We start from the raw sequence: 22,696 nt of genomic DNA, 5'->3' as shown, positions 1-22,696 counted from the left end.
CATACTTGATAAGTATATTAAGAGTAGGATGAAAAAGTAGATTAATAGAGAAAGTGGAGGAGATTGTTATAACTACAACTGTTATTTCTCATTTTTACAATGAAGAGTATTTATTACCGTGGTGGCTTATGCATCATACGAAACTGTTTGATCATGGCATTTTAATTAATAAAGGTTCAACAGATCGTTCGGTTGAGATTTGTAAAAAATTCGCACCGCATTGGGAAGTGCGAGATTCTACAAATCCAGAGTTTGATGCATATGCGACAGATCATGAAGTGATGAGGGTAGAACAAGAAGTACAAGGTTGGAAAATCATTTTAAATACGACCGAGTTTCTTTGTGTGCAAGATAAAAACCAGTTTTGGAAATCACTAAATGAATTGGGAGGGAGGATGTATTGGCTGGAAGGGCTTATTATGGTTGATGATCCTAACTATAATTATCCGGACCTTAACTTTGGAATCCCTTTAATGAAACAGCGATTTCACGGTTATTTACCAGAAGATTGGCCGTTATGGAGAAGAGGTAGATTTATTCATAATCATGAACACGGAAGTTATACGGTTGGAAGACATTTATCAGCGCATGAATCTATGATCTATCCGCCTCTTGCTTGTATATTATGGTTTGGGTTTAGTCCGTGGAACGATGCGATGAGAAAGAGAAAGTTACAAATTGGTCCGACACTTTCTGAAGCTAGTAAGCATGGAGGAATGGGTACGCACCATATTATTACGCCGGAAAAATTAGAAGAATGGTATAAGGATTTAGCGAGAGGAGCGCAAGATTTACGTTTTAGTGCTGCATATCGGTATGTTTTTGTATAGATGATTCCCACCATAAAATTGTTTCTTCGATACCTGTATTTAGATCGTATGTTGGTTTCCAATTTACTTCAGTTTTTAAACGTTCTACATTAACCCCGACAAATAAAGGTTCATCTTTAGAGAAAGGGATTGCACCTAGTTTAATTAAATGTTCTTTTCCTATCTTTTTAGCGATGATAGAAGCTAACTCTTTAATTTGTACAGATTGACCAGAAGCGATATTGATTGTGCCTGTAACATTGCGTTCTAATACTGTTACGAGAGCATCAGCGACGTCGCTCACATGGAGGAAATCTCTTGATTGTTTTCCATGTGTACATAGTGCTTCCTCATTTTTTAATAAGGAAGTGATGATGTTAGAAACGAGCCGATTCCCTTGTTCGTGAGGTCCATACATATGAAAAATGCGGCCCCAACACATGCTGAGGCCTGTTTGCTCGGCGTACGTTTGTAGCCAGGAGTGTAGTGTGTTTTTACATAATGAATACGGGGTTTTATAGGAAAGTAAGGGTGAATCTTCAAATAGTACACCGTTAAACCATTCATATTCTGCGCCAGTACCTGCAACGACGACTCGCTTTCCACCGCATGTTGTGAAGTGTTGAATCAATGAGATGCTGGATGTAAGCCAATAGTAATTATTAATGGATACGTAGCATGCTGGCGGTACTGCTTCCCAAGCTAAATGAATGAGATAACTAGGTTTCATGTCGTAAATGAGTTTTTTTACCTCTTCATCGCAAAGTAAGTTTACTTTATGCCAATGGCAAGAAAGGTGAGAAGGCTTATTTGTATTGTAAGTGGCGTGCACTTCATAGCCCTTTTGAATAAGAGAATGTACAACGTATTTACCAATCCATCCACTACCGCCTGTTACAAGGATTTTTTTCATGGCTCAATTACCTCAACTTCTGGTATTGTTACTAAAAATTTGCCGCCCCATTCACGAATGAAAGAGCATTCTTTCATAATTTCATCTTTCAAATTCCAAGGAAGTATGAGAATGTAATCAGGTTTTGTACGTTTTATTTCTTCTGGAGATTTTATTGGAATGCGGGTTCCTGGTAGAAGAAGATTTTGTTTGTGAGGGTTTTTATCTACTGTATAAGTTAGAAATTCTTTTCCTATCCCGCAATAATTTAAAAGAGTGTTTCCTTTAGCTGGCGCACCGTAACCGATAATTTGTTTGTTTAAAGCTTTTGCTTCGATAAAAAACTGTAAAATACTTATTTTTAATTGTTCTATGCGTTTAGAAAAAAGGAGATAGCAATCTAATGTATCTAGCCCGTAATCGACTTCTTTTTGGATTAATTTTGTAACATTGGGGTGGATAGTGGATGAGGCATTATGATGGTTTATAAAAATACGCAAGGAACCACCGTGCGTTGAGAGTTCTTCTACATCGACAATTTGTAAATGATGATGAGCTAAAATTTTTTGAAGGCTTATAAGTGAGAAATAGGAGAAGTGCTCATGGTAGATCGTATCAAACTGCTTAAAGGAGATGAGGTTTAATAAATGCGGGAATTCAATTGTTATCGTCCCATCTTGTTTTAATAACGTTTTTAAACCGGCGACAAAATCATGCAAGTTCGGAACGTGTGCTAATACGTTATTTGCGATAATTAAATCAGCTTGTGGTAATTTTTTTGCTAAGTCATTGCTGAAAAAATTTACTTCAGTAGAAATTCCTTTTTGCATAGCGATTTCTGCTACGTTTTTGGCTGGTTCAATGCCTAATGTTTCGATCTTTTCTTTTTGAAAGTATTGTAATAAGTATCCATCATTACTTGCGATTTCGATAACTTGCGAATGGTTTGTTAAGTTAAAACGCTTAATTGCCATTTCTACATATTGCTTAGCATGCAGTAGCCAGCTTGATGAGTAAGAGCTAAAGTATAAATACTCATGAAAAATATTGTGCGGAGATTCAAATTCATCTAATTGTACAAGTAAACAAGAGTGACAAACAAATGTGTGCAATGGATAAAATGGTTCCATTTTATAGGAGTTTTCTGGAGCTACAAATGAATTAGCGAGAGGGGAAACACCTAAATCTAAAAAAGTATTTGTGAGTAATGAGTGGCAAAAACGGCATTTTTTCTGTTCCATTTTATAGCCCCCTTATAAATTTTTGAATGTATCGATTTGTTGTCGCGTGAAAGATTCTATATTTTCACCAGATGCATATTTTTTGTACCAATCAACTGTCCAAGCGATAGAATGGTCTGTTGATAACTTAGGTGTCCAACCGAGTTTATTTATAGCTTTTGTACTGTCGAGTGTTAAAATAGGTGATTCATAAGGCGTGTTTGTAGGAGGAGAGAGGATTGTTAGTGTTTTATTCCATAATTTTATTATAGTTTGAATGACATCATGAACTGTTCTGTTAGGTTCATTCATTGGACCGAAATTCCACGCTTCCGCATATTCAGCGTCTGTCCAAAGTTTTTCAGCTAAAAGGATATAGCCATGTAAAGGATCTAATACGTGTTGCCACGGGCGAATAGCGTTTTTGTTTCTAATAGTTAATGTACCATCTTGTAAATATGCACGAATGACATCTGGGAATAATCGGTCTTCTGCCCAATCACCACCGCCGATGACGTTACCTGCTCTTACTGAGGCAAGTTTCTGAGTATTAGTGCGGAAGAATGATTTTTGAAAGGATGTTGCCACTATTTCAGCGCAAGCTTTGCTAGCACTATAAGGATCGAAACCTCCTAGCCGGTCGCTTTCCACGAATGCCCGGTTACCGCTCCCGTCATTTTCATAACATTTATCACTTGTAACATTAATGATGCCACGTATACTTTCTATATGTTTTGCCGCTTCTAATACGTGAACAGTGCCTAAAACATTCGTTTTAAATGTTTCGATAGGATTTTTATATGAAGTGGTGACGATTGGCTGGGCTGCTAAATGAAATAGTATGTCTGGATTATGTTGTTTTAGGGCGTGGAATAAAGAATCGTAATCAGTAATATCGCCATGAATTGTTATACATTCTTTTGCTACGTTACCTTGTTCAAAAAGGTTAGGAATGGATGGGGGATGAGAAGAAAAGCCAACTACTTCTGCACCTAAAGAAGTTAAAAAAAGGGTGAGCCAGGAGCCTTTAAAACCAGTATGCCCTGTAATAAATACTTTTTTCTTATTCCAAAAAGATGATGAAGCCATATTACCAAACCTTCCACGGAGCGTTATTACTTTCCCATAGCTCGACTAATTTATTTTTATCGCGCAATGTATCCATCGGATGCCAAAAACCAGTATGTTGATATGCTGATAGTTCATTTTTGTTTACTAACTGAACTAAAGTGTCTGTTTCAAAAACAGACTTATCGCCACTAATGTAATTGAAAACTTCAGGATTTAAAACGAAAAATCCACCGTTAACCCATCCGCCATCCCCGAGTGGCTTCTCTTGAAAAGATGTGACAGACTGTTTATCTAATATGAGAGAACCGAATCTACCAGGAGGTTGTACGGCGGTAACAGTTGCCATTTTTCCATGTTTTTTATGAAATGCAATAAGTTCTTTTATATTTACGTTACTTAATCCATCGCCATAAGTGAGGCAGAAAGGTTCGTCTCCGACATAGTTTTGAATCTTTTTCACTCGTCCACCCGTTTCGGTATTAAGACCAGTATCGATTAATGTAACTTTCCATGGTTCTACACGATGAGAGTGGCTAGTAATTGTGTTATCGCTTAAATGTATTGTGAAATCGGACATGTGTAAGTTGTAATTTAGAAAGAACTCTTTAATTGCATATCCTTTATAGCCTAAGCAAATAATAAACTCAGTAATCCCGTAATGACTATACAAACTCATAATGTGCCATAGAATAGGTTTCGTTCCAATTTCAATCATAGGTTTTGGTTTTAAATGTGTTTCTTCCCCAATTCTTGTACCGTACCCACCAGCAAGAATAACAGCTTTCATTTTTTCCTCCTAAAATAAAAATTTATTATATATACAGTATTCATATTTTATGCAAATGAGATTGTTTTTGATTAAACGGATGAAATTGTGTGAGGTGATGGCAAGGCAGAAAACATTAAGGTTTGAACTTTGGAAATAATTCTTGATATTCAGGATTATTACGGAGGTCTTGTGTTACGTTACTAAGTTCTAAAAAACGGGTTTCCAATTCTTCAGGAGATTGACCGTAATGTGTTTGAAGTCCCATTTGAATACCCATTTTTGAAAGGGTAGGTGTAATTTGTAATTTTCTTGCCTTGGACTGTTCATTCCAAGGGCTAAAATAAAATTTTAAAATAAATGAAGGGTAGTCATAAACTATATTCCCGTGCCGTGAATAATGTCTACCAGGTAAATATGCACCATCTAGATGATTATGAATAAATCTCCAAGCACACCCGAGTTTTGGGTTATAAGGGAAGACACCGTGGTATCGTTGTTCTACTAATGGGATAGAATATCTTGGCTTTGAATAATTGTAAATATGACTATCTATCATTAAAATCATTCTAATCGCATACATATTTTGTCCTAGTGTATGAAGAGATGAGAAAAACTCTTCTTTATTATTACAACAAAAGAACTCTGTAGTATTTAAAACGATTTTCCAACCTGAAACTTCTCTTTCAATTTCCATCACTTCAATATCAGTATTAGTTGGATCAAACTCAAGAAATCTGGAGTCTCGCACTTCCCAGTGGGGTGCGAGTAGTTTACAAATCTCTACGGAACGATCAGTAGAACCTCTATTAATTAAAATACCGTGATCGAATATTTTTGTGTGATGCATAAGCCACCATGGGAGTAAATACTCTTCGTTATAAAAATGAGAAATGATAGTCCTTTTTATGTCAATCTCCTCCTATACAGGCAATCGTTATTAGTAGGATATGCTTTTAAATAAGAAAGGTTAAAAGGTGTGGGCTATATAGTGATTAGGTAATAGTTTAGTAATTTTATTGTATAGCCGTAAATTACGGGTGTAATAGTAGGTTGATCTTGTAAGTTTGTATAAATTGTGAACAACAAACCGTCACGTTTGACTGTACAGTTTATGTGTTGTATGATGGTAGTAATATAAACAAGGGGGGAAGATCGTTGGGAAGGTGTATCGAATCGGACAGTTGGCTCTCATGGCTCACGTGTCGAAACGAACGATTGATTATTATACGAATCTAGGTATCTTGAAAGCGGAGCGATCTCAATCTAATTATCGCTATTACGACGAAACAGCATTTGAGACATTACAATTTATTGAGAAGTGCAAAGAAATGCATATGCCGCTTTGTGAGATTAAAGAGAAAATCGAGGAGAACAAGAAGCTGCTCGGTATCAATGAACACGTTTCGAAACAAGTGAATGAAGTGACAGACCATATTCATCGATTAGAAGCAGAGTTAACAGAGTTAAAGCCGCTTTTAGATGGATTGACTGATTCACAACGTGAAAAAATATCGAAATCTTTATCATGTCAAACGACAGCTTTAATACAGACACTTGCTCTATTATTATAGAATAAGTGAAATCCGACCTCTTTAATTTTTGTATCGGGCTATGTTTTCTAACGAACAAATAAGAAAACATTATAGTATACAGGAGGTGGACACCTTAGTTTTTTAACTAAGGGGATTCATTGGAAATATTTAATTTAGTCATGGTTGCGATTTTAATCGCATTTACTGGATTTTTCGTAGCAGCAGAGTTTGCGATTGTAAAGATACGTTCAAGTCGTATTGATCAGCTTGTTGCGGAAGGAAAACGCGGTGCTTTAGCAGCGAAAAAAGTAACAACAAATTTAGATGAATATTTATCTGCTTGTCAATTAGGTATTACAGTTACAGCTATGGGATTAGGTTGGTTAGGTGAACCGACAATCGAAAAGTTATTACACCCGTTATTTGAGAAATGGAACTTAAATCCTTCTATTTCATCAGTATTAACATTTGGTCTTGCTTTTATGATTATGACGTATTTACACGTTGTAGTAGGGGAATTAGCTCCGAAAACGATGGCAATTCAAAAGGCTGAAAGGGTAACGTTATTATTGGCAGGTCCATTAATGATGTTCTATAAAGTAATGTATCCATTTATTTGGGTATTGAACGGTTCAGCTCGTATTATAACTGGTTTATTCGGTTTGAAACCAGCTTCTGAACATGAAGTAGCTCATACAGAAGAAGAATTGCGTCTTATTCTTTCAGATAGCTATGAAAGTGGCGAAATTAATCAAGCTGAATACAAGTATGTAAATAATATATTTGAATTTGATAATCGCATTGCAAAAGAGATTATGGTACCGCGAACAGAAATCATTGGTTTCTACCTGGAAGATTCAGTAGAAGAACACATGAAAGTAATCCAAAATGAGCGATACACACGTTATCCGATTTTTGGAGAAGATAAAGATGATATTATCGGTATGGTTAACGTAAAAGATTTCTTTATTCGATATATGACCGAAGATCAAAAAGATTTATCATCAATTCGCTCGTATATGCGTCCGATTATTGAAGTGATGGAAACGACTCCAATTCACGATTTATTACTCCAAATGCAGAAGAAGCGAATTCCGATGGCTGTTTTATATGATGAGTACGGAGGGACAGCTGGAATTGTAACGCTTGAAGACATCTTGGAGGAAATCGTCGGCGAAATTCGTGACGAATATGATGAAGATGAAGCGCCACCAATCCAACATGTGAATGAGCACCATAAAATTGTTGATGGAAAAGTGCTTATCTCAGAAGTGAAAGATTTATTTGGATTACACATCGAAGAAGATGATGTGGATACAATCGGTGGATGGATTATGATGCAAAATCATGAAATCGAAGAAGGACAACACGTTGAGGCAGAAGGTTATGAATTTAAAGTGTTAGAAAAAGACGCTTACCAAATTAAACGTGTTGAAATTCGTAAGATGGAACAAGAACAAGAAGAAGAGAAAGCAGCAACTGTGTAAGTTGCTGCTTTTCTTCTAAAGTACAAAAAATGAGAACTTAGGAGCGGATATTTTGATTCAAGAAGCCTTACGTGTATATCGATTACAATTGTATGTGATCTTTAGTGGTTTACTACTTATGTGGACGATTACTCCGTTTGGAAAACAAGTGACAGGGTTTGGTATTGGATTAGCAGTAAGTGCCTATTGTCTTTGGTTATTAGCTCGCAGAGTGGAGAAGCTCGGAAAAAGTATCGTAATGAAGGAAAAGGCTCCTGGATTAGGAGTTTTAAACCGATTTGCAGCTGCTATTTTAGGAGCTATTATCATGTATGAAATTGAGCATGAAATGGAAATGTGGGCATTCGGTACAGGTATTTTAGGTGGTCACTTTTTAATGATTGCAAATTTAGCTTATGCAAATATTCAGTTAGTGAAAGAAGAAGAGAAGCAAAGGGAACATGCTTCGAAAAACATAGAGCTATGATGAAAGGGACCTAATTGGGTTCCTTTTTTAGTTTAGCGATATTATACAAGTAATCAAATTAACGACAAATATGATACGCTTCTTTTTTGCACTTTTCAATAGTATAAAAAATAATAAAAAATTTTTAAAAAACCCATCGATTTCTAAAGGTTATGTATGTTATTATGACAAAAGACTTTTTGAAAGAGGTGGATACCAATGTTACAAGCGTTACTTATTTTTGTGCTTCAAATTATATATGTTCCAGTATTAACAATCCGAACGATTTTGCTTGTAAAGAATCAAACAAGATCCGCTGCTGGTGTAGGATTGTTAGAAGGAGCTATTTACATTGTCAGTTTAGGGATTGTGTTTCAAGATTTATCAAATTGGATGAACATCGTTGCCTATGTCATCGGCTTTAGTGCGGGACTATTATTAGGCGGTTATATAGAGAATAAATTAGCAATTGGATATATTACGTATCAAGTTAGTTTACTAGACCGTTGTAATGAATTAGTAGATGAATTACGTCACTGTGGATTTGGCGTTACAGTATTTGAAGGTGAAGGAATTAATTCTATACGTTATCGCTTAGATATCGTTGCAAAGCGCTCTAGAGAGAAAGAACTTTTAGAAATTATTAATGAAATTGCACCGAAAGCGTTTATGTCTTCTTATGAAATCCGTTCGTTTAAAGGCGGATATTTAACGAAGGCGATGAAGAAGAGAGCGTTGTTGAAGAAGAAGAAAGACGATCATGCATCGTAAAAAGGGAATAGTGCGGCTTTAAAAGCATGGCATAATCACATATGTAAAAGAGAGGAATCGAATTAGATTCCTCTCTTTTTTATAAAAAGTATGTATCTGTTAATTTAAAAAACTAAATCGTATAATTGTTTTTTCTACTAACCCTCAAATTAATGATTAGCCATATAACTTGAATAAATATCGGTATGATAAACGCGATTAATAAAACAATAAGTGATATTGATTTAATTTCGGATGTTTGAGTAACACCAGCACCATCGACATCTCGTAGCCAAATAATAGCTGCCCACACTCCAAAAAGGATAATCCAAAATATGTTACCAATCCACCAAGAAATCCATCGTTTTTTCATGTTAGCACCCCTTACATTTACCCTCTGTTAAAAGTATATTTTCGTACGTTACATTTATAATGAAATAACTCTAAAATTAATTGTTTTTAACTGTATATCTAACTTGCTTAAAAGTTATCATCTCTCCATCTTTATTATCATCCTTAGTCTGCAAAAGTTGAACTTTTGGCTTGTAGTCTGTCCTATGAGCATCATTGATACCTGTAATATCAAGTTTGTAGGATTCACTATTCTTTATTTTTTGTTCCAATACTTTTTTATTAGCGACATAAATAAAAGTTACTTTATTTTCATCAATACCTTCCGTCTTAATTTCTAATTCATTATCTTTTGTTGTAATCGTTGGTGTTAATAATTCCATACTTCCGTTTCCGGTTTCTAAAGAATTTTCTGCTATAGTTGAACATCCTGATAATATGATTCCGATGAATAGAAGAACAATTAATTTCTTTTTCATAACATCCCCCAATTTCAAGTGATTTTTGATTTTGGCATTGCTAGACTGCTAGTGTGGAGCGTAAATGTTTAGCTAGTACTCATTTTAATTGTACCATAATATGTAAAATGTAACAGGGTGTATATCCAGTTTAAGAGAGATTGAAAAGTTTACTTATTGTTGTAAATCAGTATTTTTACAGTAGATATATATTTTCTTTCGAAAGCGGTGTTGTTAAAATCATTACGAATTGGATATCCAAATATATGATGAAATGTAGACAGGAGAAAGAACTTAATACGAAGTGAACTTATTTTTTATGGAAATTAAAATTGTTACATTTTAAAATAATAATATGGAATAGATGAATTGATTCACTTCGGAGGTAGTTACTTGAACATTAACGAGAAGGCAATTGAAATGTTTGAACAAAATGAATATGAGAAAGCAATGGAACTATTTCAACGAGCGGTACATGAATCTAGAGGTGTGCAATCTCTCAATAATCTTGCTTGGATGTACTTTTATGAGGAAGAGGATGATGCTAGAGCTCTTGAATTAATAAAAGAAGTTGTTAAGTTGAATCCTTCCTCATACTTTCCTTATAACATCTTAGGGGAAATTTACATAAAACAAAAAAAGTGGGAAGAAGCGAAAGAAGTATTACAAAAGTCTATTTCCATTCAACCATCCAATGAAGCATATCACAATGTAGCTGTAGCTCATTATAACCTTGGAGAGCTGGAAAAAGCTTCGGAATTTTTCTTGCGAGTTGCAGGGGATTCGGACTATATCATGTATAGCTATGTAAAATGTTTAATTGATTTAGGGAGAACGACAGAAGCGAAAGAGAAGTTAGATACTTTTAACAGGGAATCTGATGATCTTATAGGAGAAATTCATGTAGCAGATTTATATGTCGAGTTGAATTGCTATAAAGAAGCAATTGAATGGTTCGAAAGGGGATACAAGGAAGTTTGGAAAAGCCCCAATTGGATTGGTAGATTTGTTTATGCTCTATATAAAGCTAATAATTTCACGCGTATAAATGAAGTGATACGGGAATCTATCGAAGCGAAAACAGCAGAAATAGAAGATGTTCAGACTGAAGAAGTAGAAGAAAACTGGACAGAAAAAGATAAGAAAGAGTTAATTGAGGAATATACAGAAGAGAATAATTGTTATAAAAAAATGATAGAACGTATCAAATCTGGATATGTTCCAGGGTTAGAATTTGAAACTTATCATATAGGGGGTTGCTATTTATTTGGTTGTAAAAGACATAATCATCTTGAATATGAAGAATAAAAAGATTCGACTGTCAAACATGACGGTCGAATTTTTTTATTATAGGTCGCTTGTCTAAAGGTACCATCTCGACTGAAATTTGTTAAAGATGTTTCGTATCATTACATAGGTATATATCCTCCTTAGGTAATCCTTTTTTTATATTTAAAATATGTAGTGAAATAAAACCAATAAGTCCTATTCCGCCGAAAATAAGCCATGGTGTATACATTCCGTTTAAGTTGGATGTAAAAGATGTACCGGTATAATTACCGATGATAAAACCAAATGCGAGTGATAGTTGATAGAATCCGAAGTAAGTAGCTGTATATGATTCGTTACTGTAATTTGCAATAGCAATATCAGCGTTAGGTAATACGAGTGTTTCACCAATTGTAAATAAAATTACACAAATAAATAACCAATATGGGTGCTGGAATAAAGGGATGAGTAAAAAGGAAATGCCCATTAATAAAATACCGTATTTAATAATCGACAGCGTGTTGTATTTGTGAAATAGTTTTCGAAATAACACCATAAATATAACGCCTGTTATTGCATTTATCGTAATAACGAGTGTAGCAAGCTGGTTGCTATTACTAATGTTTTTCATATGAAGTGGAAGTGCGACAGTAAGCTGAGTAAACATAATATAGAAGAAAATCATGATAAATGAAAACAGAAGAAAAGGCTTGTTTTGTAAGATAGCCTGTATTCCTAATGTAATAGATGTGTTTTCAGTAGTGACTTGGAAGTGATTTTTAAGTAAGTAAAAGATAAAAGCGAATAACAGCATAAGTGATCCTGTTAGAAAGAAAGCATAGATGGGATCGAGTAAGAGTAAGAATCCTCCTGCAATTGGTCCAATTATTGCACCGCAATTAAAACTCAGGTTTAAATATGTAAATAAATTTTTTCTCATATGAGCTGGTTGTGAGCCGAATATGGCGCGAGCAGCAGGTTCGTAAAATGCGGTTCCGAAGCCAATAAGTGCAGAGGAAATAGAAATTGTATAGAAATCAGAACATATTCCTAAAGCGATAAATCCGATTCCTCTTAAAAATAATCCGGCTATCATCATGATGATATAGCCTATTTTGTCAGCAATTAACCCTGAGAATAATGGGATAACTCGTGATGTGATTGTCATAACCGTCAATACTGTTCCTACTTGGACAGCAGAAAAATGAAGAAAGGTTAATAGATAAATAGCTAAAAATGCGTATACTGCAAAATACCCAAAAGACATAAAGAATGAAGAAATAAGCATGAAACGTATCGGTATTGAGAAACTTTTCATAGAACTCCTCCTAATATTGTAACCATTAAAATTATTTAATGGTTAACTATTTTATATTATAATTATACATAAAGTCAGAAAAAAGTAAATTTTAAGAAGAAGGTGAATGGAATTGAATCAGAACGCACCACATGAATTAGAATATATTCGAGAATTTTTAAATACATGGAGAATACCAAACGATACGAGAGAAGCAATTGATTTGCTACAAACAGAAGAGGATATAATGCTCTTTATGAAAGAACATTTTCATGAAGAGGTTCCATTTCATACGATAGAGGAATTAAAAAGTTTTCGAGAAGATATTCGGGTGGCAATTGAAGGCGGAGAATCATTGCAAAAGTGGTTAGAGAAATACCCATTTCATGTACATGTAAAGGAAGATATGAAAAGTGTTACATATGAACCGGTGCAAGAAGAAAATGTGTATACAAAAGTATTGAGTATTGTGTTAACGGCGATTCAAGAAAAGTTGTGGGGAAAGTTAAAGGCCTGTCCAGATTGTCGTTGGGTATTTTATGATCATTCGCGAAATGGAAGTAAAAGATGGTGTGGTATGTATGCTGGAGAAGAAGGAGGAAGAGCATGCGGTACGATTGCAAAAGTGAAAAACTACCGGGCGAAGAGAAAAGGGCGATCTGGTTATGATATGTAATTAATATTAGAGAAAGCAAAATGGATGGGGGAATGTAGAATATGAAAGGCACACAAATGCTAGCTATTAATAAAAAGTGTTGGGATACAGTTGCACCTTATTTTTTTCAAGTGGATTGTTTACCGAAATACGGACCGTATACGGCGTCTGAAGATGAGATTCATGTGTTCGATTCATTTAAAGATAAAAAGGTACTTAATATTGGATGTGGAAGTGGGCATTCGTTGTAATATATGGCGGAACAAGGGGCAGAGGAATTATGGGGGCTTGATCTTTCGAGTGCACAAATTGAAATAGCGAATAAGGCGTTAAAGGATTGGAATCCAAAGTTAATATGCGGAGCAATGGAAGAGGAAGGAAATATTCCGAAAGGATATTTTGATATTGTATATTCCATTTATGCATTAGGTTGGACTTCGGATTTAAGAAAAACGTTGGAACTGATTTATTCATATGTAAAGCCAGGAGGAAGTTTTATTTTTAGTTGGGAGCACCCAGTATATTCAAACTTACAGTATGGTACAGAAGAAGTTGCTATAAAGTCTTCTTATCATGAGGAAACGCCTATTACGTTTGAAACATTTAAAGGAGAAAATGTACAAGCGACATTATATAAGAGAAAAATAAGTACATACATAAATGAGTTAAATAGAGTGGGATTTAAAATTGAGAGAGTAGAAGAGCCTGAACCATCGAGCTCGTTTGATGGAGAACTAGCTGAACCGTCTACGAAATATTATTCTTTATATAAAGCTAGAATGGTGCCAACTACTTTATTGTGAAGGCAAGAAAATGTAAAATACAGCGCACACTTTTTTTAGTGTGCGCTGTATTTTGTTAAAGGTCAGTACTTATCTTTTTGGTTGAAAAATATGTTGGAAAAAGTATTTGTGATGTAAGTTATCTACAACTTTATTTGCTTGATATGTGCGGTGTTGTTCGAGTCGAAGTCTTTGCTCCATCATTTTTATTGCGTGATCAGATAAACGTAACATAATACATCTCTCCTTTTCTATAAATATAGGTCTCTAAAATGATATCGATTCCAGATTTTATAGTTAAGGAGGTATACTGTGTAACATAGGCAAAAAGCACCTTCCTCTCCCATTACGCTTACGAGGTTAGCTGTCGGACTCGGGAAGTGAGAGTATCCCTACTTAAAAAAGATTCGCCCCAAGTAGCATTGCTACAAAAATGGTTCCCCCGCTCCAAAATTTGGACTCAGCAAAAGGTATTATAAAGTAAAAGATAACATAAATAAACTAACGAGTCAAACTATTTTATGTTTTCTGTCTCTTTAGTTGTGTAAGAATCATACGATCGGTAATTGTTATATCGGTTACTTCAGTGAAGCCGTGTTTTTTATATAATGCAATAGCAGGGGTATTCGCTTTACCTGTTTGTACAATATATGCCATGGAAGAAGGGAACATGTTAAATATATAACTTAAGAGTTTCGTTGCAATTCCTTTTTGAAAAAAATCAGGCGATACAACTAGTCGGTGAATATCAATTAGCTGTTCTTCTTGCATAAAAGAAATAAAGCCGATAAGTTTATTTTCAGAAAAATATCCATAGAATGTTTCACCGCAATTTTGAATATCGTTTACAGTATCATATAAACGGGGGATTGCAGTACTGTTTAAATAATCTGCTTCAACTTTATAAGATGGAATTTGAACTTGTAAAATGGATGATGCAACTTCAAAAGAAGTGGCATTTAACTTAAGAATCATAGATAGTGAAGCCTCCTTTGAATATGGTATATTAATATAATTGATTTTTGGGTAAGTTTGACAATGATTTTCTTTTTTGCATATAATATATGTATCTCCTTACATATATTACTCTTTCGTTTGTTTCTATAGTAGAATATGGTTAGTGTAAATGAATTTGTAATCTTATATAAGAGTTTTGCTACTCTTGTATTTGAGCATACAGACTATAATAGAAATGGAGGACTAAAGATGGGATGGATTATCACATTAATAGTTGGTGCTATTATAGGTGCAATTGCTAGTTCTATAACAGGTAAAAATTTCCCAGGCGGTATGTTCGGAAATATTATCGCAGGTTTATTAGGTGCTTCGTTAGGTGGTAGATTATTTGGATCTTTTGGGCCATCATTTGGTGGAATTCATGTCGTGCCAGCATTATTAGGAGCAATCGTATTAATTCTTATTGTATCATTTGTAGTGAAAGCTGCAAGGAAATAAAGATATAGATAATGATGAAAAGCCCTGAGTAAGGGCTTTTCATCATTCAAAGAGGTGGTTTAATTGGAAAAAGTAAATATAAGAAAAAGAGACAAGTTAAAAAAGTTTTTTAGGGAACAAAATTATTTAGCAGTGTTACTTGGATTTGCATTATTGTTCATTAACATATTATTGCTAACAAAAATTTCTTTCGTTTTTACTCCGTTTATTGTCTTTTTAAAAACAATATTCTTCCCGGTATTATTAGCCGGAGTGCTATTTTATATCTTGCACCCATTCGTTTCACTTTTAGAAAAGAAAGGTGTTTCAAGAATCGTATCGATAGCCTCGATATATTTAATAGTACTAGGATTATTTGTGTTTTTAGTTGTAACGGTTATCCCTATTATTAAAGATCAAATTGATGCATTAATAGATAACTTACCGTATTTTGGTCATGAAATCGAACGAGCAGCACGTAGATTTGGGGAAAGTAATTTACTTGGTAAAATTCAGGAGAATTTAAATATTGATGTAGCGAATATAGTAAAAGACTATACAGTTGATTTTACAAAGTCATTATCATCAGTGACTGGAAATGTAACTGGATTTTTAAGTACACTTACAGAAGTTGTTTTAACCTTTGTCATGGTTCCGTTTATATTGTTCTATCTATTAAAAGATGGTGAACAATTACCGAATCACTTTTTGAAGTTTATTTCAGAGCAAAGACAACCGGCAGCAATGAGAATACTAGATGATATGCATTATGCGATTAGTTCGTATATAAGAGGGCAAATTATCGTTAGCTTGTTTATCGGTATCATGCTATTAATTGGCTATCTTATTATTGGTATTAAATATGCGGTATTACTTGCTATTTTAGCGATGATTGTAAATATCGTTCCGTACGTAGGTCCAGTTATTGCAATAACTCCAGCGTTAATTATCGCATTTATTGACTCGCCAGGAATGGTTTTAAAGGTAATTATCGTTATGATGGTTGTGCAATTAGCAGAAGGTAAGTTTATCTCTCCGCAAGTAATGGGGAAAAAGCTAGATATCCATCCAATTACAATAATCTTTATCATTTTAACTGCCGGTAACTTATTCGGTATTATGGGGATAGTTTTAGCAATTCCAGGATATGCGATATTAAAAGTGTTAGTTACACATGGTTATAGATTTGTAAAATTGAATACGTAAAAAAAGAGCTAAAACAGAGAAAACTGTTTTAGCTCTTTTTTATTAATAATTGATTTGCGTATTGGCGTGCCCATTGATCAGCTTCTAATATAGCATCGAGTGAAGGATCTTTTACGTTATGATGAGCTTCAACTGTATTGTAAATTGTTTTTTCGATATCGAAAAATGCAATTTCATTTTTAAGAAATAGTGCATTTGCAATTTCGTTCGCTGCATTTAATACGGCTGGAGTTGTACCGCCAATTTTGCCACATTCAAATGCGTATTGTAGACAGGGGAACTTCTCTAAATTTGGTTTTTCAAAATGCAAACTACCAATTTCTAATAAATTTAATTTTTCATAGGATGAAGGTAGTCGAGTAGGGTAGTGAAACGCATATTGAATCGGCATTCTCATATCAGGAGCACCGAGTTGTGCCATGACTGATCCATCAATAAATTCCACTAAAGAGTGAATGATACTTTCTTTATGAATCATAACATCAATTTTTTCATAAGGAATATCGAACAGCCATTTAGCTTCCATCACTTCAAACCCTTTATTCATTAACGTGGCAGAATCTATCGTTAGTTTTGCTCCCATTAACCAGTTTGGGTGTTTTAAAGCATCCTTCGCTTGTAATGTTTTCATTTCTTCACGTGTTTTATCACGAAAAGCGCCGCCAGAAGCTGTGACAATTAACTTCTCAATCTCTTTATTATTTTCTCCGTTTAAACATTGGAAAATAGCTGAATGCTCACTATCGACTGGAATTAGGCGGCATCCGTTTTGTTTCGCTAGTCCAGTTACGATATGACCAGCGGCAACTAAAGTTTCTTTGTTAGCGATGGCGATATCTTTCTTCGCCTTTAATGCTTCAATTGTTGGGAGTAAACCTGAAACACCGACAACTGAACTTAATACAAGATTTGTATCAGGATGGGTAGATACTTCATTTAAACCATCAGTTCCATATGTAATTTTTGTATTTGTTGAAATACGAGAACGTAATGTGTCCGCTAATTCTTTTGTCGCTACGCTTACAATACGAGGCTGAAACGATTCAATTTGTTTTTCGAGAAGATCGATATTATAATTTGCGGTTAAACCGACGATTTTAAAATGTTCAGGATGAGCGGAAACGACATCTAATGCAGATGTGCCAATGGATCCTGTTGAACCTAAAATGGATATATATTTTACCATGAAAAAACCTCCAAAGTTGTTTCGATTACTTCTGCAAACCTATATATTATTAGACAATTAAGGTGGAAATTCCTGCTATATAAAACAGAAAATTAGGGTTTAATTGGAAAGGGAATGTGATAAAATGTAAAAAACGAAAAAGCAATGAAAGAGAAGAGTACATGTTCAAAACTTTTCAGAGAGCTGATATGTGGTGGGAATCAGTAAGGGATGAATATGGAATGGGCTCTGGAGCTTCTAACTGAAATGAGTAGGTAAAGACGGTTACTTCACGTTATCGAAGTATGAAGTGAGCTAATGATAGCTAATAAAGGTGGTACCGCGGGAGTCTCTCGTCCTTTTTAAGGATGAGAGACTCTTTTTGTTTTTTATTTTGAGAAAGGAGGAGTTAGTATGAGCGAAAAAATAATGTTAACAGGAATTAAACCAACAGGTTATCCGCATTTAGGAAATTATATTGGTGCAATTAAACCTGCATTGCAAATGTCAAAAAATAATGAAGGAAAAGCATTGTACTTTATAGCTGATTATCATGCGTTAAATGCAGTGCATGATCCAGAGAAGTTCAGTAGTTATACAAAAGAGGTAGCAGCTACATGGTTATCACTCGGACTTGGAGAAGATGTTATTTTCTATCGACAAACAGAAGTGCCAGAGATTTTGGAATTAGCTTGGATATTAGCTTGTCTAACTCCGAAAGGGCTTATGAATCGTGCCCATGCATATAAAGCGAAGGTAGAGCAAAATAAAGAAGCGGGATTAGAAATTGATGCAGGTGTGAATATGGGGTTATATACGTACCCGATTTTAATGGCGGCTGATATATTATTATTTCAAGCTACTCATGTACCTGTTGGTAAAGATCAAATTCAGCATATTGAAATTGCTCGTGATATTGCGACGTATTTTAATCATACATTTGGCATGACATTTACGCTTCCAGAGTATGTAGTGCAAGAAGAAGGGGCAATTTTACCTGGTCTTGATGGAAGAAAAATGAGTAAAAGTTATGGGAATGTTATCCCGTTATTTGCAGAGCGAGAAAAACTACGAAAGCTTATTTTAAAAATAAAAACAGATTCTTCACTTCCAAATGAACCGAAAGAACTAGAAACGTTATTTACAATCTATAAAGAATTTGCGACAAAAGATGAAATTCAGTCAATGCGTGAAAAATATGAAACTGGAATCGGATGGGGTGATGTAAAAAAAGAGTTATTTCGCGTTGTAGATCGTGAGTTAGCAGGACCTCGGGAAAAATACGCAACGTATATGAATGAACCGCATTTACTATATGAAGCGTTAGAAAAAGGTGCTGAGAGGGCAGGGGCTATTGCGAAGGTGAATTTGGTGGAAATTAAAAAACGGATTGGATTTGAGAGGGAACGCTGAGCGTTCCCTTGTTTTTTCTATATGAATTTTAATTATTTATTCGTTATATCTACATGCAAAATTAGGAATTCGCATCGTCTTTCTAAATTTATTAATTGCACATTTTAAAAAGTATGTTAATATAGGGGTACTTATTAAAGGTGTTTAATAAGTGTGATTAAAGTCACTTATTAAAGAGGTTTAATAAGTAGGACTCATTTGATTACAAAGGAGATGATTCTATGAAAACGGAAAAAGAAAAGATGTTGGCGGGAGAAATGTATATTGCGGATGACGAAGAATTAGTGGCTGATAGGGTGGAGGCAAAACGTTTAACACGCCTTTATAACGAGGCAATGGAGACAGGAGATGAACAACGTTTTACGTTATTAAATCAGCTTTTAGGTTCTTCAGCTGATGGGAAAACCCACATTAATCCTGATTTTCGTTGTGATTACGGTTACAATATCCATGTTGGAAAGAGCTTTTTCGCAAATTTTAATTGTGTGATTTTAGATGTTTGTGAAGTTCGAATCGGTGATAATTGTATGTTTGCACCTGGTGTTCACATTTACACTGCTACGCATCCGTTGCATCCAGTAGAACGGAATTCTGGCAAAGAATATGGGAAACCTGTAAAGATTGGTAACAATGTTTGGGTTGGCGGGGGAGCTATAATTAACCCTGGTATTTCAATTGGAGACAATGCTGTAATTGCTTCAGGAGCAGTTGTGACAAAAGATGTACCTAGTAATGTAGTTGTTGGTGGTAACCCAGCCAAAGTTATGAAAATGATAGACTTATAGAAATCGTTTTTCACGGATGCTTGAATAAACTGGTGTCGTATCGTATAGACAATGTGAAAGGTGTTTCATATGAAGAAAAATAGTGCGGGCAATCATACAAAGACATTACTTGCCTATCGAAACGCTCTTTTTCTCTTATTTGCTTTGCCAGGTGTCGCGTTTGCTACATGGATTTCTAGAACAGCGGCGGCGCGAGATATTTTAGCAGTTTCAAATGCAGAAATGGGCTGGATTTTGTTCGGTTTATCTGTCGGTTCAATAATTGGTTTACTGAGTGCAAGTCATTTTATTGACTGTAAGGGAGCTAGAGACGTTATTATAGGCAGTATGTTTTTAATAATTGTTGGATTACTTTGTTTAGGTATTAATATTTATTTTGTTTCTAGCATAGGGACTTTTGGTAGCTTGCTAGTATTTGGAGTAGGATATGGGTTGGCAGAAGTCTCATTGAATGTAGAAGGCTCTTCAATAGAGCAGAAATTAGGAATGACACTTCTACCGAAATTCCACGGTTTTTTTAGCGTAGGAACTTTAGTAGGCGCGCTCAGTGGCACTGTCGCCGCCTCGCTTCACATCCCAATCCTGTATCAGTTTCTTACGATTTCGGCCGTGTTTTTATTACTTGTATGTATGGTGTATCGTTATCTTCCGCACGGAACAGGAAAGAAAGAGAAATCGCAGAACAAAAAGCGAGCGAAGCGTACTTCCTTACGTATGGAAAAGAAGGTGCTTTTAATTGGTCTTTTTGTGTTTGGAATGGCATTTGCAGAAGGAAGTGCAAATGATTGGCTGCCTATCGTGATGGTAGATGGACATCAGCAAAGTGTAGTGACAGGTTCTATTATGTACACAATTTTTGTATTGGCAATGACGTTAGCTCGTATGTGTAGTAGTTATTTCCTTGATCGATTCGGTCGTGTCGCTGTCGTACGTGCTACTATTATGGTGGCGATTATAGGAATTTTAATCGTAATATTTGGGAGTAACTCGTATTTTCTAGCAGTTGGTGTAGTGCTGTGGGGGATTGGTGCGGCGTTAGGTTTCCCAATTGGTCTTTCTGCTGCTGGAGATGATCGTGAAAATGCGACTTCTAATGTTGCTGCAGTTTCTATCATCGGTTATACAGCTTTTTTAGTCGGACCGCCATTTTTAGGTATACTAGGGGAATCATTCGGAATACGTAATGCCTTGCTAGCTGTTTTATTATTTGTTCTCTTATCTGGAATTGTATCGTCTGTTACGAGAGAGAATAAATCGAGCTAAACAAGGAGTGCATGCAGTGGAAATATATCATCTCTATTGCTTTAGAAAATGATGTGTGATATATTGTCAACGCAACTTATTAAAAGTGTTTAATAAGTATGTTGATTAAGGTGGTGAGCGATTTGAGTGAACAATTTGTTACTCAAAAATCGATTAAAGAGACGATCCTTCGCGGCATTCGTACAGCTCTTCTAGAGCGAGGTAGTGCAACGAAAGTTGAACTTAGTAATACATTAGAAATCAGTTTTCCAACGATAAGTAAATTTATAGAAAATATGAAACAAGACGGTGAAGTCACTTTAGTCGGTTTAGATGATTCAAGTGGTGGAAGAAGAGCGAAACGATATGCTTATAATCCGGAATATATGTTAGGTTTAGCGATATTTTTAGAAAAAAATGAGACAAACTATACGATTTTTAACTGTTTAGGGGAAGTAAAAGAAAAAGGAAGTACTTCAAGTGTATTAATTGATACTGGCGTAAACCTATTATCTAAACATATTGAAAGTCTTATCGCTACATTCCCGAAAATAAGCTCTATATCAATTGGTGTGCCCGGTTCGGTAGATAATGGTCGTATTTTTTATATACCTGGTTATGAAAAGTTCCAAAATTTTAATTTAAAAAGTCATTTGGAGAATCTGTTCTCTATACCTGTAGTAATAGAGAACGATATGAATGCCGCAGTGCTTGGTTATTATAAAAACACTGGAAACCATGACAATTCCTCTCTTGTATATTTGTATTCAGGTCAAAATGGTCCAGGTGCGGGTATTATGATAAATGGGGATGTAGTCCGAGGAAGTACATTTTTCTCGGGAGAGATATCTTTCGTTCCGCAGTATGATAATAAAAATTTCTTACAAGCTTTGAGAAGTGGAGATGAAGTGAGAGATTCGAATAATCCAGAGGAATATAATATAGATGCTATTACTCGATTAATTTCTACATGTATAGCTATTATTAATCCACATGCGTTTATTTTCTGTGATGATGAAGTGAATCAATTTGTAATAGATCAAATTGTAAAAAGTTGTCCACAGTACATTCCAGCGGAACATATTCCGAAAATAACAGTAAGCGATTGGAAAGAAGATTATTTATATGGATTAAAAAGCCTTGGACTTGATCTTATGATTACAAGAACAAGCAAAGAAAATTAAATATCAAATTGTTGGTTGAATACCATAAAAAGAAAAGGTGTCGATTATGAGAATTGAACATGTAGCAATTTGGGTGAATGATTTAGAAGGCATGCGTGATTTCTATAAACAGTACTTCAATGGTGAAGCGAATGTATTGTATCACAATCCGAAAAAAAAGTTTGAATCTCACTTTATAACTTTTGAAGGTGGTGCGCGTCTAGAACTTATGAGACAGGTAGGGATAGACGATGTAATAAAAAAACAAACAGTAGGATATGCGCATATGGCATTTTCTGTAGGTAGCAAAGAAAAAGTGGACCAATTAACGGATAGGTTAAGAGAAGCAGGATATACTCTGTTAAATGGCCCACGCACTACAGGAGATGGTTATTATGAAAGTGTAGTAAGTGATCCTGAAGGAAATCAGATCGAGATAACAATCTAACATTTTATTTACTAATAACGAATAAAAAATATAAAACTTTGTTGTTCCCCAAA

24 protein-coding genes, 1 pseudogene, 1 riboswitch and 1 other annotated feature are annotated in these 22,696 nt (G+C 34.9%); of the genes and pseudogenes, 15 read left to right on the top strand and 10 right to left on the bottom strand.

Annotation, left to right across the window (positions count from 1 at the left end):
- The first annotated feature begins 53 nt into the window (after window positions 1-53).
- Window positions 54-830: a glycosyltransferase family 2 protein gene (locus JDS92_RS06920; protein ID WP_087970350.1), complete on the top strand. Its 777-nt coding sequence runs from the start codon at window positions 54-56 to the stop codon at window positions 828-830.
- Here JDS92_RS06920 and JDS92_RS06915 read toward each other — a convergent pair.
- The 5 genes from JDS92_RS06915 to JDS92_RS06895 form a co-directional block, all read right to left on the bottom strand.
- A complete protein-coding gene (locus tag JDS92_RS06915) occupies window positions 799-1,722 on the bottom strand; it encodes an NAD-dependent epimerase/dehydratase family protein (protein WP_000723109.1) in 924 nt (307 codons plus the stop codon). The genes JDS92_RS06920 and JDS92_RS06915 overlap by 32 nt on opposite strands.
- The gene (locus tag JDS92_RS06910) at window positions 1,719-2,942 is read right to left on the bottom strand and encodes a class I SAM-dependent methyltransferase (RefSeq protein WP_098912562.1); all 1,224 of its coding nucleotides are present in this window, start codon (window positions 2,940-2,942) and stop codon (window positions 1,719-1,721) included. Before JDS92_RS06910 ends, JDS92_RS06915 begins: the two co-directional genes overlap by 4 nt.
- Before the next feature lie 12 nt (window positions 2,943-2,954).
- A complete protein-coding gene (rfbG, locus tag JDS92_RS06905; protein ID WP_098912563.1) occupies window positions 2,955-4,010 on the bottom strand; it encodes a CDP-glucose 4,6-dehydratase in 1,056 nt (351 codons plus the stop codon).
- 1 nt (window position 4,011) lies between these two features.
- Window positions 4,012-4,779: a glucose-1-phosphate cytidylyltransferase gene (gene rfbF / locus JDS92_RS06900; RefSeq protein WP_098912564.1), complete on the bottom strand. Its 768-nt coding sequence runs from the start codon at window positions 4,777-4,779 to the stop codon at window positions 4,012-4,014.
- 115 nt (window positions 4,780-4,894) lie between these two features.
- Complete coding sequence (locus JDS92_RS06895) at window positions 4,895-5,608, bottom strand: hypothetical protein (protein ID WP_000546526.1); 714 nt, start codon at window positions 5,606-5,608, stop codon at window positions 4,895-4,897.
- Between the two features lie 343 nt (window positions 5,609-5,951).
- Between JDS92_RS06895 and JDS92_RS06890 the strand changes: the two genes are divergently transcribed.
- The 4 genes from JDS92_RS06890 to JDS92_RS06875 all read left to right on the top strand — a co-directional run bounded on the left by JDS92_RS06890 (window position 5,952) and on the right by JDS92_RS06875 (window position 8,996).
- Window positions 5,952-6,332, top strand: coding sequence for a MerR family transcriptional regulator (locus JDS92_RS06890; RefSeq protein ID WP_002039109.1), 381 nt, complete (start codon window positions 5,952-5,954; stop codon window positions 6,330-6,332).
- Between the two features lie 119 nt (window positions 6,333-6,451).
- Window positions 6,452-7,780: a hemolysin family protein gene (locus JDS92_RS06885; RefSeq protein ID WP_087970353.1), complete on the top strand. Its 1,329-nt coding sequence runs from the start codon at window positions 6,452-6,454 to the stop codon at window positions 7,778-7,780.
- 52 nt (window positions 7,781-7,832) lie between these two features.
- Window positions 7,833-8,246, top strand: coding sequence for an ATP synthase subunit I (locus tag JDS92_RS06880; protein WP_023522542.1), 414 nt, complete (start codon window positions 7,833-7,835; stop codon window positions 8,244-8,246).
- Between the two features lie 198 nt (window positions 8,247-8,444).
- Window positions 8,445-8,996, top strand: a complete 552-nt coding sequence (locus JDS92_RS06875; protein ID WP_000938448.1) for a DUF2179 domain-containing protein — start codon at window positions 8,445-8,447, stop codon at window positions 8,994-8,996.
- A 112-nt stretch (window positions 8,997-9,108) separates the two neighbouring features.
- Here the strand turns inward: JDS92_RS06875 and JDS92_RS06870 are convergent, their stop codons facing one another.
- Both JDS92_RS06870 and JDS92_RS06865 read right to left on the bottom strand, forming a co-directional pair.
- Window positions 9,109-9,348, bottom strand: a complete 240-nt coding sequence (locus JDS92_RS06870) for a DUF3923 family protein (RefSeq protein WP_000747675.1) — start codon at window positions 9,346-9,348, stop codon at window positions 9,109-9,111.
- 76 nt (window positions 9,349-9,424) lie between these two features.
- Window positions 9,425-9,805 (bottom strand): hypothetical protein, encoded by a 381-nt coding sequence (locus tag JDS92_RS06865; RefSeq protein ID WP_142345945.1) that lies wholly within the window; start codon window positions 9,803-9,805, stop codon window positions 9,425-9,427.
- A gap of 372 nt (window positions 9,806-10,177) precedes the next feature.
- Between JDS92_RS06865 and JDS92_RS06860 the strand changes: the two genes are divergently transcribed.
- Entirely contained in the window at window positions 10,178-11,092 is a 915-nt protein-coding gene (locus JDS92_RS06860; RefSeq protein WP_098912567.1) for a tetratricopeptide repeat protein, read from the top strand.
- An 82-nt stretch (window positions 11,093-11,174) separates the two neighbouring features.
- Here the strand turns inward: JDS92_RS06860 and JDS92_RS06855 are convergent, their stop codons facing one another.
- Complete coding sequence (locus JDS92_RS06855; RefSeq protein WP_000834835.1) at window positions 11,175-12,371, bottom strand: MDR family MFS transporter; 1,197 nt, start codon at window positions 12,369-12,371, stop codon at window positions 11,175-11,177.
- Window positions 12,372-12,483: 112 nt separating this feature from the next.
- Between JDS92_RS06855 and JDS92_RS06850 the strand changes: the two genes are divergently transcribed.
- Together JDS92_RS06850 and JDS92_RS06845 are read left to right on the top strand one after the other, a co-directional pair.
- Window positions 12,484-13,026, top strand: a complete 543-nt coding sequence (locus JDS92_RS06850) for a CGNR zinc finger domain-containing protein (protein ID WP_141554762.1) — start codon at window positions 12,484-12,486, stop codon at window positions 13,024-13,026.
- 41 nt (window positions 13,027-13,067) lie between these two features.
- Window positions 13,068-13,867, top strand: a pseudogene (locus tag JDS92_RS06845) (class I SAM-dependent methyltransferase).
- A gap of 253 nt (window positions 13,868-14,120) precedes the next feature.
- Window positions 14,121-14,263, bottom strand: a riboswitch (cyclic di-AMP (ydaO/yuaA leader).
- A gap of 43 nt (window positions 14,264-14,306) precedes the next feature.
- Here the strand turns inward: JDS92_RS06845 and JDS92_RS06840 are convergent.
- A complete protein-coding gene (locus JDS92_RS06840; RefSeq protein ID WP_199631716.1) occupies window positions 14,307-14,762 on the bottom strand; it encodes a GNAT family N-acetyltransferase in 456 nt (151 codons plus the stop codon).
- Between the two features lie 231 nt (window positions 14,763-14,993).
- On the opposite strand from JDS92_RS06840, the gene JDS92_RS06835 reads away from it, so the two are divergent.
- Both JDS92_RS06835 and JDS92_RS06830 read left to right on the top strand, forming a co-directional pair.
- Window positions 14,994-15,242 (top strand): GlsB/YeaQ/YmgE family stress response membrane protein, encoded by a 249-nt coding sequence (locus JDS92_RS06835; RefSeq protein ID WP_000539733.1) that lies wholly within the window; start codon window positions 14,994-14,996, stop codon window positions 15,240-15,242.
- A 63-nt stretch (window positions 15,243-15,305) separates the two neighbouring features.
- Window positions 15,306-16,427: an AI-2E family transporter gene (locus tag JDS92_RS06830; protein ID WP_000416922.1), complete on the top strand. Its 1,122-nt coding sequence runs from the start codon at window positions 15,306-15,308 to the stop codon at window positions 16,425-16,427.
- 28 nt (window positions 16,428-16,455) lie between these two features.
- Here the strand turns inward: JDS92_RS06830 and JDS92_RS06825 are convergent, their stop codons facing one another.
- Complete coding sequence (locus JDS92_RS06825) at window positions 16,456-17,613, bottom strand: 1-deoxy-D-xylulose-5-phosphate reductoisomerase (RefSeq protein WP_000241780.1); 1,158 nt, start codon at window positions 17,611-17,613, stop codon at window positions 16,456-16,458.
- A 135-nt stretch (window positions 17,614-17,748) separates the two neighbouring features.
- Window positions 17,749-17,956: a binding site (T-box leader), on the top strand.
- 50 nt (window positions 17,957-18,006) lie between these two features.
- On the opposite strand from JDS92_RS06825, the gene JDS92_RS06820 reads away from it, so the two are divergent.
- The 5 genes from JDS92_RS06820 (at window position 18,007) to JDS92_RS06800 (ending at window position 22,643) form a co-directional block, all read left to right on the top strand.
- On the top strand, window positions 18,007-19,005 hold the full coding sequence (locus JDS92_RS06820; protein WP_098225520.1) for a tryptophan--tRNA ligase: 999 nt from the start codon (window positions 18,007-18,009) through the stop codon (window positions 19,003-19,005).
- Between the two features lie 221 nt (window positions 19,006-19,226).
- Entirely contained in the window at window positions 19,227-19,790 is a 564-nt protein-coding gene (locus JDS92_RS06815; protein ID WP_000845607.1) for a maltose O-acetyltransferase, read from the top strand.
- A 69-nt stretch (window positions 19,791-19,859) separates the two neighbouring features.
- The gene (locus JDS92_RS06810) at window positions 19,860-21,053 is read left to right on the top strand and encodes an MFS transporter (protein ID WP_199631715.1); all 1,194 of its coding nucleotides are present in this window, start codon (window positions 19,860-19,862) and stop codon (window positions 21,051-21,053) included.
- Between the two features lie 122 nt (window positions 21,054-21,175).
- Window positions 21,176-22,216, top strand: a complete 1,041-nt coding sequence (locus JDS92_RS06805; protein ID WP_016108816.1) for an ROK family transcriptional regulator — start codon at window positions 21,176-21,178, stop codon at window positions 22,214-22,216.
- Window positions 22,217-22,262: 46 nt separating this feature from the next.
- The gene (locus JDS92_RS06800) at window positions 22,263-22,643 is read left to right on the top strand and encodes a VOC family protein (RefSeq protein ID WP_097959663.1); all 381 of its coding nucleotides are present in this window, start codon (window positions 22,263-22,265) and stop codon (window positions 22,641-22,643) included.
- The last annotated feature ends 53 nt before the right edge of the window (window positions 22,644-22,696 follow it).

Source organism: Bacillus cereus group sp. N12, from assembly GCF_016483575.1.
GTDB lineage: Bacteria > Bacillota > Bacilli > Bacillales > Bacillaceae_G > Bacillus_A > Bacillus_A toyonensis.
The sequence above is the reverse complement of the archived record's forward strand: the minus strand, read 5'-3'. Positions and strand labels throughout refer to the sequence as shown.

Coding starts and splice junctions, on each gene's coding strand:
- JDS92_RS06910 (WP_098912562.1), bottom strand. CDS start 2,942: ATGGAACAGAAAAAATGCCGTTTTTGCCACTCATTACTCACAAATACT.
- JDS92_RS06895 (WP_000546526.1), bottom strand. CDS start 5,608: ATGCATCACACAAAAATATTCGATCACGGTATTTTAATTAATAGAGGT.
- JDS92_RS06890 (WP_002039109.1), top strand. CDS start 5,952: ATGGCTCACGTGTCGAAACGAACGATTGATTATTATACGAATCTAGGT.
- JDS92_RS06815 (WP_000845607.1), top strand. CDS start 19,227: ATGAAAACGGAAAAAGAAAAGATGTTGGCGGGAGAAATGTATATTGCG.
- JDS92_RS06835 (WP_000539733.1), top strand. CDS start 14,994: ATGGGATGGATTATCACATTAATAGTTGGTGCTATTATAGGTGCAATT.
- JDS92_RS06855 (WP_000834835.1), bottom strand. CDS start 12,371: ATGAAAAGTTTCTCAATACCGATACGTTTCATGCTTATTTCTTCATTC.
- JDS92_RS06915 (WP_000723109.1), bottom strand. CDS start 1,722: ATGAAAAAAATCCTTGTAACAGGCGGTAGTGGATGGATTGGTAAATAC.
- JDS92_RS06825 (WP_000241780.1), bottom strand. CDS start 17,613: ATGGTAAAATATATATCCATTTTAGGTTCAACAGGATCCATTGGCACA.
- JDS92_RS06820 (WP_098225520.1), top strand. CDS start 18,007: ATGAGCGAAAAAATAATGTTAACAGGAATTAAACCAACAGGTTATCCG.
- JDS92_RS06840 (WP_199631716.1), bottom strand. CDS start 14,762: ATGATTCTTAAGTTAAATGCCACTTCTTTTGAAGTTGCATCATCCATT.
- JDS92_RS06870 (WP_000747675.1), bottom strand. CDS start 9,348: ATGAAAAAACGATGGATTTCTTGGTGGATTGGTAACATATTTTGGATT.
- JDS92_RS06865 (WP_142345945.1), bottom strand. CDS start 9,805: ATGAAAAAGAAATTAATTGTTCTTCTATTCATCGGAATCATATTATCA.
- rfbF (WP_098912564.1), bottom strand. CDS start 4,779: ATGAAAGCTGTTATTCTTGCTGGTGGGTACGGTACAAGAATTGGGGAA.
- rfbG (WP_098912563.1), bottom strand. CDS start 4,010: ATGGCTTCATCATCTTTTTGGAATAAGAAAAAAGTATTTATTACAGGG.
- JDS92_RS06810 (WP_199631715.1), top strand. CDS start 19,860: ATGAAGAAAAATAGTGCGGGCAATCATACAAAGACATTACTTGCCTAT.
- JDS92_RS06875 (WP_000938448.1), top strand. CDS start 8,445: ATGTTACAAGCGTTACTTATTTTTGTGCTTCAAATTATATATGTTCCA.
- JDS92_RS06800 (WP_097959663.1), top strand. CDS start 22,263: ATGAGAATTGAACATGTAGCAATTTGGGTGAATGATTTAGAAGGCATG.